General features: G+C 41.9%; 10 protein-coding genes and 1 pseudogene. 2 read left to right on the top strand and 9 right to left on the bottom strand.

Going from position 1 to position 11,322, the window contains the following annotated elements:
- Positions 1-192 precede the first annotated feature (192 nt).
- Positions 193-309 (bottom strand): hypothetical protein, encoded by a 117-nt coding sequence (locus ACJAT7_RS15470; protein WP_415227700.1) that lies wholly within the window; start codon positions 307-309, stop codon positions 193-195.
- Between the two features lie 742 nt (positions 310-1,051).
- Entirely contained in the window at positions 1,052-1,300 is a 249-nt protein-coding gene (locus tag ACJAT7_RS15465; RefSeq protein ID WP_415227701.1) for a transposase, read from the bottom strand.
- Positions 1,301-1,659: 359 nt separating this feature from the next.
- Between ACJAT7_RS15465 and ACJAT7_RS15460 the strand changes: the two genes are divergently transcribed.
- Positions 1,660-2,235, top strand: coding sequence for a PEP-CTERM sorting domain-containing protein (locus ACJAT7_RS15460; protein WP_415227699.1), 576 nt, complete (start codon positions 1,660-1,662; stop codon positions 2,233-2,235).
- A gap of 392 nt (positions 2,236-2,627) precedes the next feature.
- Here the strand turns inward: ACJAT7_RS15460 and nth are convergent, their stop codons facing one another.
- The 7 genes and pseudogenes from nth to rsxA all read right to left on the bottom strand — a co-directional run bounded on the left by nth (position 2,628) and on the right by rsxA (position 8,943).
- Entirely contained in the window at positions 2,628-3,266 is a 639-nt protein-coding gene (nth, locus tag ACJAT7_RS15455; protein WP_415227698.1) for an endonuclease III, read from the bottom strand.
- Between the two features lie 11 nt (positions 3,267-3,277).
- Positions 3,278-3,955: pseudogene (locus ACJAT7_RS15450) on the bottom strand (electron transport complex subunit E); the annotation flags it as partial.
- A complete protein-coding gene (rsxG, locus tag ACJAT7_RS15445; protein WP_415227697.1) occupies positions 3,948-4,586 on the bottom strand; it encodes an electron transport complex subunit RsxG in 639 nt (212 codons plus the stop codon). The gene rsxG and the pseudogene ACJAT7_RS15450, both read right to left, overlap by 8 nt.
- Position 4,587: 1 nt before the next feature.
- Positions 4,588-5,640, bottom strand: coding sequence for an electron transport complex subunit RsxD (gene rsxD / locus ACJAT7_RS15440; RefSeq protein WP_415227696.1), 1,053 nt, complete (start codon positions 5,638-5,640; stop codon positions 4,588-4,590).
- 2 nt (positions 5,641-5,642) lie between these two features.
- Positions 5,643-7,778, bottom strand: coding sequence for an electron transport complex subunit RsxC (gene rsxC / locus ACJAT7_RS15435; protein ID WP_415227695.1), 2,136 nt, complete (start codon positions 7,776-7,778; stop codon positions 5,643-5,645).
- A gap of 1 nt (position 7,779) precedes the next feature.
- Positions 7,780-8,337, bottom strand: a complete 558-nt coding sequence (gene rsxB / locus ACJAT7_RS15430; RefSeq protein ID WP_415227694.1) for an electron transport complex subunit RsxB — start codon at positions 8,335-8,337, stop codon at positions 7,780-7,782.
- A gap of 27 nt (positions 8,338-8,364) precedes the next feature.
- Positions 8,365-8,943 carry an electron transport complex subunit RsxA gene (gene rsxA, locus ACJAT7_RS15425; RefSeq protein WP_415227693.1) on the bottom strand — a complete coding sequence of 193 codons (579 nt, stop codon included), beginning with the start codon at positions 8,941-8,943 and terminating at the stop codon, positions 8,365-8,367.
- 423 nt (positions 8,944-9,366) lie between these two features.
- Here rsxA and nrdD point away from each other — a divergent pair.
- On the top strand, positions 9,367-11,322 hold a 1,956-nt coding region (gene nrdD / locus ACJAT7_RS15420), incomplete at its 3' end, for an anaerobic ribonucleoside-triphosphate reductase (RefSeq protein ID WP_415227692.1).

Below are 11,322 nucleotides of genomic sequence, written 5' to 3'. Positions count from 1 at the left end.
CTCGTACTGAGACGACGTTGCCGATATTAATTGCATGGGGGCTGCTATCCTTTATCATTTTTTAACCAGTCAATAGTTAATATTTTAATCTATATCTGACGGCACCAAAATCAGACTACTTAGATGTTAGTAGGTCGGTTATTGCGATAAATCCATCTGTATGGCGGGGCTAATACGTGTCATTTTGAGAGGTTAAGGTAGGTTCAAAAAGCGTTCTGTTTTTCCAGAGACTTCACATAGATCTTCAATGATACAGCTACCGCATCTTGGCTTTCTGGCGATGAGCGGCCTTACAGCATCAGGTAACACTTTATAGATGTTTCAGTGCTTAAAACTAACAGCATAAGAGAGTTAGGTATGTGATCTTCCCCCGTTAGCTTTCTAACTCAAAAAGAGTTAGAACTTTTGCATTATTTATCTGTTCAGACTACCTCGTTTTAGCCCCTCTATAATAGAGTTGTCTACAAATAGAGTTAATACTGATGCATAGAAATTAGATTTCAACATGTTCATATGACTGCATTAGACAATATTAACTATTATCATCTTTTGCTGCCGGAGTGCATCGTTGTCGAATATCAATCGATAGAATGCAATGTGTGTCGGAAAATTTTACACTCTTAACAAGCCTCAGTAACTTCAATGACAAATTTATTTTAAATCTATATTTCACAACTAAATTATCGTCCCCCCCCTGCGTTCTCATACTTACTACAAGGTTTTCTATTCAAAAAACCGTTAAAATTTTGTCTGTTATAGCAACTATGGGTTATTGCTTAAAACAATTTTTAACCAGCGCTAGAACATTAGCTATATTCTTGCAAACTAGGAACAGAAACCATGTGTAGCTAATGATTGCTGAGTTAATTTCACTTTTCATCTACTCTATTAGAGCCAGTTGATCTTTGGTGCTCAATAATTGTTCAGCAATGCATCGGCAGCCACATAATCGTAAATGCGGGGACAACCATGCTCGTATAGTTTTGCTCTAATTTATCGTCTTTCGTTGCTATTGCTCGAAAATTCTTGATTCTAGCAAATGCATTTTCGACTAAATGCCGATATTTATACAAGCATCAATTAATATCATCATTCCCCATTTTGCTGTTTTTTGCCTAGGAAATATTGGAATTGAATCTTGTTCTCGCATCTGTTCTCTAAACCTTTCACTGTCATCCCCTTTATCGGCTACAACATAGCAGGATTTAGGTGACTCATTTATCAGTTTCTCTGCATAGATAATATCGTGTACTTGACCAGCAGATAGCTCAAAGTGAACGGGAAGAGCGTAGCTATCGATAGTATATTTTTGTTGAGTTACCAGCTCGCCTCTTACCTATCGCTTCATCGCTCTCTGTAGTAGTCCTGTGCCATGCTGATCAGTACGGATAATACTGCCATGCTGTTCAAAAATCCTACACGAAAGATCAACTCACCCTAGTTATGGGAAATGTAAAATCACATTAAAAAAATCCAATAGCTGCCCAATGCCACACCCGCCAAACTGTCGAAATATATTACACTTTATATATTGAAAGCATGTTGCCATTTCTATCCTTATGTTATTAAACAATAAAATAAATTGGCATAATAATTGCTTGTAATAAATATTACGCAAAATTTTGAAAATATCTAAACAACACACAAGGTTACAGGATAATGAAAAAAATTATTTTAGGGGCACTGGCATCATTGTTGGCATTAAACGCTAATGCTGCGCTTATTAACATTTACGAATCTAACTCAAGCATAAATAACATTGCGCAATCTCTGGCTGTTATTGACAACGCAAGTAGTGCGAATACCACTGTTGATAGTGATAACGTGTTCTTTAGCGACTGGGGCCACCACAGTGCACCAGCCTTTCCTGATGGGCACAACAACACGTTTGTATTAACGGCCACCGGCATGGTTGATACGTCATTATATTCAGCGCTTAAATTTTTTCATGATGACGGCATAGACGTCAGTTTAGGTAGCAACAGTTTATACAGCTTTAATGGTAACACTGGACTCAGAGACAGCGGCTGGAATATGTTTGCTGATACTGGCATGGAATCATTTGATTTGTTGTTTTGGGAAAATGGTGGCGCAGCATCAGTATTGGTATATGGCACACTTAGAGATAGTGGCACCTCTGAGATTGCTAAAATTTCGACTGTACCAGAGCCTAGCTCAATAGCATTCCTTGCTTTAGGCCTAATGGGTTTGGTTTCTGCTCGTCGCAAAGCGTAAGTAAAGCTCCCTTCTGTAGGGCGACTGTAATAGTCGCTTTACGGAAATTATCATCCCTGCTCCTTTACAAGTCCTTCCCTGCTAACCACTAAAGGAATAATGAAAGCCACAAAATTAATTTAAACATGAAATTTTATCGTGTCAGGATCATATTGTGACAAAAGCATGTCAGAATTACTTTTTCTCCTTACTATGACTGTTTCTATCCGATTAGCAGACGCAATTCAACGTTAGATATAATCTGAACGATAACAACTGGATCTTCAATACCCTGACTGATGATTCAGAGCATGAAGCGGACTTGTTTTCTATGGCGCAAATTGACTAGGATATCATGAACACAATAACTCGATTTGTGTGACCAAATATACTCATCCCTCACACGTTCTAAGTTAGTCAACCTCGGTTTTATCTTTGTATTCGCACAGGTCTTCAATTAAACAAGAGCCGCATCTTGGCTTTCTGGCGATGCAGGTATAGCGGCCGTGCAGAATAAGCCAATGATGCACATCCACTTTAAATTCAGAAGGGATCACCTTTAACAGTTTTTCTTCAACCTGCTCGACATTTTTTCCTGTTGCAAGTTTAGTGCGGTTGGCAACCCGAAAAATATGGGTGTCAACGGCAATGGTTGGCCAGCCGAATGCGGTATTTAAGACCACATTTGCAGTTTTTCTGCCAACACCCGGCAGTGCTTGCAGCGCTTCTCTGTTTTCAGGTACCTGACTATTGTGCAAGGCAATAAGCATATTGCAGGTTTTGATCACATTGCTTGCTTTGCTGTTAAACAAACCGATGGTTTTTATATACGCCTTTAATCCGTCAATGCCTAATGCGGCAATGGCTTCTGGCGTATTGGCCACGGGGTAGAGTTTGTCGGTGGCCTTATTGACGCTGACATCGGTTGCCTGCGCGGATAAAATAACCGCAATTAACAACTCGAAAGGGGATTTGTAATTAAGCTCTGTTTGCGGTGTCGGATTATCGCTGCGCAGACGCGTTAATATTTCACGCCGTTTTTCTTTGTTCACTGTTTTGCAGCCCGTTGGTCAATGACATTCTTTAATGCAATGATCAGTCCCATAATCATAAAGGCGCCGGGAGGGAGGGCGGCAAGTAAAAAGCTGCTGTCTGCATGATAAATGACAACAGTGAAATCTTTTGCCCAATCACCTAATAGGGCATCTATACCGACAAATAGGGTGCCCTGTGCTAACAGTTCCCGACTGGCCCCCAATAAGATAAGCACGCCACTAAAGCCCAGTCCCATCATGAGACCATCGAAGGCGGCATGTTTAACACTGTTTTTGGATGCGAAGGCCTCGGCCCGGCCAATAATAATACAGTTGGTGACAATCAAGGGGATGAAAATGCCCAGTGAAAGGTAAAGTTCATAGGTAAATGCATTCATCAGCATCTGTACGCAGGTGACTAATGAGGCGATGATCATAACAAAAATAGGGATACGAATCGCTTGCGGGACATAAAAGCGGACCAGAGAGACCAGGCTGTTCGAGGCAACTAAAACAAATAACGTGGCTATTCCCAAACCAAGCGCATTGGTAACTGTGTTAGTGACGGCAAGCAGAGGACACAAACCGAGTAACTGTACAATACCGGGATTGTTTTTCCATAAACCCTGCCAGATTAACTCTTTGTAAACTGACGGTTTTTCTTTCTTCTCTGTATCTTGCTCGCTGGTTTGTTGTGATTCACTCATTGGCTTCTCCGCAGTTTGCTTCATGCTTAAAAAGAGTCTCTTTATTCTTTTCAAAATAGATTAAGGCATTTTTAACGGCTAAAATAACGGCGCGCGGGGTAATAGTTGCCCCGGTAAATGCATCGAAATCGCCGCCGTTTTTACTGACATCCCAGCGTTTATCTTGTGCAGGTTGATAAGACTTATTGTTGAAAGCGAAAATCCAGTCGGATTTTTTGCTCTGAATTTTATCACCTAAGCCGGGCGTCTCTGTATGACGGATAACGCGTACGCCTGCAAGCTGGCCATTTGCATAAATACCGATAGCCAGTTTTATTTCGCCTGCATAACCGCGAAAACTACTGGCTTGTAACATTAATGCCATCGCTTGATTATCTTTTTTAGCGAGAAAAACTTTTTGCTCACGTCCTTTGCCTAACAGAGCATCATCGCGAACGGTAAAACAGCTGGCGAAAAGATCGTTATTATAGGATTGCGCAGGAATGAGCTGATTAACTGTTTTTAACAGTGCTTTTTGCTCTTGCAACTCAATAACAGGTTTACTCAACACATTGACAATCGCGATTGCGCCCGTGCAGACAATGGCAAATACTGCCAGTATAAAGGCGTTACGGCTGATAATTGTTAACATCTTAACTACTTCTCCCATACACTTTGGGTTGCGTGTAATAATCAATAAAAGGAACACACATATTGCCAAGCAATACGGCAAATGCCACGGCGTCCGGATAACCGCCCACATTACGGATCAGCACCACAATTAATGCGATTAATAAAGCGTAAAAACACCGCCCTTTTACTGTGGTAGAAGCCGTTACTGGATCGGTTAAGATAAAAAATGCCCCGAGCATAGTTGCACCGGAGAAAAGGTGGAAAAGCGGTGAAATATTAAGATCGGGATTGTAGGCAAAGGCGATAAAAGAAAAAACGCTAATCCCGGTCAAAAAAGAAACCGGGATAACCCACTGAATAACCCGTTTATATAATAAGACTAGGCCGCCAAGCAAAAAGCCAAGGTTGACCCATTGAAACGCTTGCCAAGACGATGCTTTATATGCGCGGCTGTTTAATATTTCACTGATGGTTTCACCGCCGTGCAAGCCGTTGCGCGCGGTATCCAGTGGTGTTGCCATAGTTAAACCATCAATACTGATATTGAGCTGCTCAACTGTGTAGCCATCTAGGGTAAAACCGGTAAGGATAGCGCTTATCTGATCCATTAATGTAAGTAAAAAAGGGTGTAGTGACTGCACTGGAATCCACGTGGTCATCTGCACTGGAAATGAGATAAGCAGAAGCACATAAGCAGCCATGGCGGGATTAAAAATGTTTTGCCCAAGTCCGCCATATAATTGTTTAACAAAAACAATGGCAAAAACAGTACCGATAACTGCAATCCACCATGGTGCAAGCGGCGGAATAGCGATCGCAATAAGCACCCCGGTTACTAATGCACTGCCATCTTTTATGGTCGCCAGGACCGGGCGTTGGCGTAACTTTAAGACGATCGCTTCGCTGAGTAGTGCAACTGTACCTGCAAGGACGATTTGTAATAAATTAGCAAAGCCAAAAAAATAACTCTGTAGAAATATCCCTGGAATTAAACACAGAAGCACTAATAGCATAATCTGATAAGTGCTGCGTCGGACGCGCTGATACGGGGAGATTGAATTTATAAATGCCATTTTCATTGATCCTTTTGTGCAGCTTTTTTTGCTTTTGCTTTTGCTTTGGCAATTGCGGCTGCTATTTTAGCTTTTTTATCATCACCGGCGGGCTCTTTTTTATCGGCAACACGCTCTTTAGCGAGTGGAGAGTCGACCTCTTGCTGTTCGGGTTGTGATGCCTGTTTCTGCAGTTTATCCAGGCGCACCTGTTCCTTGCGTTTTTTACGTGCAGCGATCGCCTCGGTGTTATTTAACTCTGTGTTATTTAGTTCAGTGTTATCTACTTCACTATTTTCATTTCCTTGCTGCTCGGACTGCGCTGCAGCTTGTTTTTTAGCTTTAGCGCGGGCAATGGCGGCGGCAACCGCCTCTTTTTTAGTGTCGTCTGGCGCGCTTTCGCTGCTTTGTGCTGCAGCTTGTTTTTTAGCTTTAGCGCGGGCAATGGCGGCGGCAACCGCCTCTTTTTTAGTGTCGTCTGGCGCGCTTTCGCTGTTTTGTGCTGCGCTTTGTTTTTTAGCTTTAGCGCGGGCAATGGCGGCGGCAATGGCCTCTTTTTTACTGTCGCCTGGCGCGCTTTCGCTGCTTTGCGCTGCATCTTGTTTTTTAGCTTTGGCACGGGCAAGTGCGGCGGCGATTAAGTCTTCACCGCCATTTTTTTCTTGCATCTGCTGTTTACGCTTTTCGGCCGCTTCTTTATGTTTTGCTTGGCGATCTAATTTTGCTTGCGCTAAACGGGCTGCACGATGTTCAAAACGAATGCGTGCAATTTCAGCTTTTTCCGCTTGTTGCTTGGTACTCTTGATGTCAGCTTTTGCAACACGGTAATATTGCACTAAGGGAATATGACTGGGGCAAACATAAGCACAGGCACCGCACTCGATGCAGGATGAAAGATTGTATTCATCCAACTTATTATGATCCTGGCTTTTTGAATACCAGAAAAGCTGTTGCGGTAATAACAGTGCAGGACAAACATCGGCGCATTCACCACAGCGAATACAGGGGACTTCAGGCGGGGCATCTGGCATCTCCTTTAAGGTCGGTGCAAGAATGCAGTTACAGGTTTTTGTGACGGGAATATCAGCATGGCTGATTGAAAATCCCATCATGGGTCCGCCAATAATTAGTTTTTGTGAATGCTGCTTATTAAATCCGTATTTATCTAAAAGGTATTGAATCGGGGTGCCGATGCGTACGCTGAGATTACCTTTAGTTGCAACAGCATCGCCGGTTAAGGTGACAATGCGAGAGGTAAGAGGTTTGCCGTCAATAATTGCTTCTTTAATGGCAAAAACAGTACCGACATTGTGCATCACCACCCCCAGCTCGCTAGGGTGCTTGCCAATCGGGGTTTGCTGCCCGCTAATCATTTCAATTAACTGCTTTTCACTGCCTGATGGGTAGCACGTGGGGATAGTGCTGATAATAATATTGGTTTGCTGTTTTTTTTGCACGGCAAGACGGATCGCTGCAATCGCTTCGGGCTTGTTATCTTCAATGGCAATGACTGTTAATTCGGGTTTTAGAATATGCTGCAGCACAGTGATGCCGTCAATGATTTCGTCGCCATGCTCCTGCATTAAACGATCATCCGCGCTGATATAGGGCTCACATTCAACGGCATTGATAATCAGTAATTTAGTGCCATCAGGATGGGGCAGTTTCAGATGGCTTGGGAAGCCAGCCCCTCCTAGCCCAACAATCCCTGCATCCTGAATTTTTTTAATTAACAGTGCATTGGCTTGGGTTTTGTAATCTGCACATTGACTATATTCAATAGTTCTGTCTAAACCATCTGTTGCAATGACAACGGATAAAACAGGCAAACATGAGGGATGCAGGTCTGCTCGTTTTTCTATGGCACTAACCACACCGGAGCTACTGGCATGCTGCACAACCATGGCGCCGTACACCTTAGTTAATGGTTGCCCCTTTAATACAGAGTCGCCGACTTTAACCAATAGCTGCGGGGTATGGTCTTTATGTTCAATAGCAATTACTAAGAAAGGGGGAATGCCCGCGTCTTTAATCACTGCTTGATTAGTTTGCTGCTTATTTTCGTTAGGATAAATTCCGCCGTGAAAAGACCAGAGCTTTCCTGATGAAATTTTAGCGAGTTGCTCTTCACTGAGAAGATTAATAGAGTTTGTCGTCATGCTAGCGCTCAGTGCTGTTTTTAGTGGGGATTAGGTTAAGATCCCATTGCCAATTTTGTGTGGTTAAGGCAACAGGAACCATATCAATACAATCAGTCGGGCAAGGTGCAACGCAAAGTTCGCAGCCAGTACATTCATCAGTGATCACTGTATGCATCTGTTTTGTTGCCCCTAAAATAGCGTCAACAGGGCAGGCTTGAATACACTTAGTGCAGCCGATGCATTGATCTTCACGGATAAAGGCCACTAATTTTGGTTGTTCCGGGCCGTCTAAATTTTTAGGTTCAACCCCCATACGCTCTGCGAGTTGACGCATTACAGCGTCACCACCTGGTGGGCATTTATTAATATCTTCACCATTGGCGATGGCTTGCGCATAAGGTTTACAACCGGGATAACCGCACTGGCCGCATTGTGTTTGCGGCAATATAGCATCAAGCTCTTCAACAATAGGATCCGTTTTTACCTTAAAACGTAAAGAGGAGTAGCCTAATATAGAGCCAAAAATAGCCCCTAAAATTCCGAGAGTGAGAATGGCAATTGCAATATTGAATATCATCTAGTTTATTCCGTTTCCTTTTACTTATTACTTAATAAGGCCGGTGAAGCCCATAAAGGCAAGTGACATTAAGCCTGCTGTGATCATCGCAATGGATGCACCTTTAAAAGGAAGCGGTACATCGGAGCTTGCTAAACGTTCACGCATTGAAGAGAAAAGTACTAACACTAAAGAGAAACCGATACCCGCGCCGAAGCCGTAAATAATTGATTCTATAAAATCATGACTTTCACTGATATTAAGCAGCGCTAAACCTAAAATGGCACAGTTGGTGGTGATTAGCGGTAAAAATATACCCAATAGGCGATATAAAGTAGGGCTGGTTTTGTGCATGACCATTTCAGTAAACTGCACCACGACGGCGATCACCAAAATAAAGCTTAATGTTTGTAAATAGAGTAAGTCCAGGGGCTGCAGCAGATAAGTATTTACAATATAAGAAAGTGCCGCGGTTAAGGTTAAAACGAAGGTGGTTGCAAATGACATGCCCACGGCGGTTTCCACTTTATTGGAAACCCCCATAAACGGGCATAAACCTAAAAATTTTACCAGGATGAAGTTATTAACCAGCACAGTGCCGAAAAACAGTAAAACATAGTCGCTCATAAGAATTTAATTCCACTACTTGTGTAAGTGTATTTAGCGGGTGCAAAACAGTTGCTCATGGTAACAATAAAATAGCAGATAATCAGTGAAAAAATAACAGGATAGGCAAGTTATCTTGCAGGAGAACGGCTGCAGCCGTTCTTTTGGGAACCTTAACGCTATTGAATATTATCTAATATATATAATGCAATTTTTATACACTGGGCTTCCAGAATAGCAACTGCTATCGTTATAAATTACCGCTAATATAGCTTCCTAAAATAGCAACATAAAAAAACAAAAAAACCAATAAAGAAGGCGTATTTAAACACTAAATATCCACCTGAGTTGAAAATTGATTTACATCAATACTCAACATATAGTGTTATGTATGATTCATTTCCACTACATATTGTGTTTTTATATTTTCATTGGAGCCCTGTTATGAAACCTGTTGTTATAAAACGAGATGGAAGCCAAGTCCCTTTTAATGCATTGCGCATCGCGGAAGCCATTTTAAAAGCATCAGGCGCAGCGCGCTGTAAAGGTGTTGATGCATTTGCTATCGCCAATGAAGTTGAATGCCAATTAGAAGGTCAGGTAGAGGTCGATATCCATGACATTCAAGACTCAGTTGAAGTCTGTTTAATGAAAAGTGGCCATACTGAGCTTGCTCGTGTGTATATTGAATACCGTCATGATAGAGATATCGCTCGTGAGCGGAAAAGTCACCTCAATAATGAAATATATGGTTTGATTGAACAGAGTAACGCGTCACTGCTCAATGAAAATGCCAATAAAGACAGTAAGGTCATTCCAACACAGCGTGATTTGCTCGCGGGTATTGTTGCCAAACATTACGCTAAATCGTATATTTTACCCCGAGATGTGGTGCGCGCACATGATAAAGGTGAATTACATTATCATGATTTAGATTATGCCCCGTTTTTCCCTATGTTTAACTGCATGTTAATCGATATTAAGGGGATGTTTACCCAAGGGTTTAAAATGGGTAATGCGGAAATTGAAGAGCCAAAATCGATTTCAACAGCAACAGCGGTTACCGCACAAATTATCGCGCAAGTAGCCAGCCATATTTATGGCGGTACCACAATTAATGGCATTGATACTACGCTTGCACCTTATGTCTCTAAAAGTTACCAAAAACATTTAGCAACAGCAGAGCAGTGGGGGATCAACGAGCCTCAAGCCTATGCAGCGCAACAAACAGAAAAAGAGTGTTTGAATGCGTTCCAGTCGCTGGAGTATGAAGTTAATACACTGCACACAGCGAACGGTCAAACTCCTTTTGTCACCTTTGGTTTCGGCTTAGGTACAAGTTGGGAGGCGCGTTTAATTCAAGAGTCAATTTTTAAAATTCGTATTGCCGGTTTAGGCAAAAATCGTAAAACCGCTATCTTTCCAAAACTTGTTTTCGCCATTAAAGATGGTGTTAATCATAAAGCAACTGATCCTAATTATGATATTAAACAGTTGGCGTTAGAATGTTCAAGTAAACGTATGTATCCTGATATTTTAAATTACGATAAAGTTGTTGAAGTGACGGGGTCATTTAAAACGCCAATGGGTTGTCGCAGTTTCTTGGGCACTTACGAAGAAAACAATGAACTGATCCATGATGGTCGTAATAATCTTGGCGTAGTTAGCCTTAACTTACCACGCATCGCCTTGCAATCGGGCGGTAATGAACAAGCGTTTTACAAACTGTTAGATGTCCGTTTAAACATTGCTAAAAAAGCATTAGATACGCGCATTGAACGTTTATCTGAAGTAAAAGCAAGCGTTGCGCCTATCTTATATATGGAAGGTGCTTGTGGCGTACGTTTAAAAGCGGATGATTGTGTGGCAGAGATCTTTAAAAACGGACGCGCATCTATCTCATTAGGTTATGTAGGTTTACATGAAACTATCAATGCCTTGTATGGCTCTGACCAGCACCTGTTTGACGATAAAGAGAAGCAAGTTAAAGCGATTGCGGTTATTCGTTATCTAAAAGAAGCAACGGAGCGCTGGACAGAAGAAACCGGTTATGGCTTTAGCTTATACTCAACACCTTCTGAAAATTTATGTGATCGTTTCTGTCGTCTGGATGCAAAACAGTTCGGTGTGTTAGAAGGGGTCACTGATAAAGGTTATTACACTAACAGCTTTCATTTAGATGTTGAAAAATCAGTTAATCCTTACGATAAAATTGACTTTGAGATGCCTTATCCTGAATTAGCCAGTGGCGGTTTTATCTGTTACGGCGAATATCCTAATATGCAGCATAACCTGAAAGCATTGGAAGATGTCTGGGATTACAGTTATACACAGGTCCCTTATTATGCGACGAACACACCCATTGATGAATGTTATGAGTGTGGTTTTACGGGGGAATTT

This window comes from Psychromonas sp. (assembly GCF_047632995.1).
In the GTDB taxonomy this organism is placed as follows: Bacteria; Pseudomonadota; Gammaproteobacteria; order Enterobacterales; family Psychromonadaceae; genus Psychromonas.
The sequence above is the reverse complement of the archived record's forward strand: the minus strand, read 5'-3'. Positions and strand labels throughout refer to the sequence as shown.

Excerpts from the sequence above, each read along its gene's own strand:
- ACJAT7_RS15460 (WP_415227699.1), top strand. The coding sequence starts at position 1,660 with ATGAAAAAAATTATTTTAGGGGCACTGGCATCATTGTTGGCATTAAAC.
- rsxG (WP_415227697.1), bottom strand. The coding sequence starts at position 4,586 with ATGTTAACAATTATCAGCCGTAACGCCTTTATACTGGCAGTATTTGCC.
- rsxD (WP_415227696.1), bottom strand. The coding sequence starts at position 5,640 with ATGGCATTTATAAATTCAATCTCCCCGTATCAGCGCGTCCGACGCAGC.
- rsxC (WP_415227695.1), bottom strand. The coding sequence starts at position 7,778 with ATGACGACAAACTCTATTAATCTTCTCAGTGAAGAGCAACTCGCTAAA.
- rsxB (WP_415227694.1), bottom strand. The coding sequence starts at position 8,337 with ATGATATTCAATATTGCAATTGCCATTCTCACTCTCGGAATTTTAGGG.
- rsxA (WP_415227693.1), bottom strand. The coding sequence starts at position 8,943 with ATGAGCGACTATGTTTTACTGTTTTTCGGCACTGTGCTGGTTAATAAC.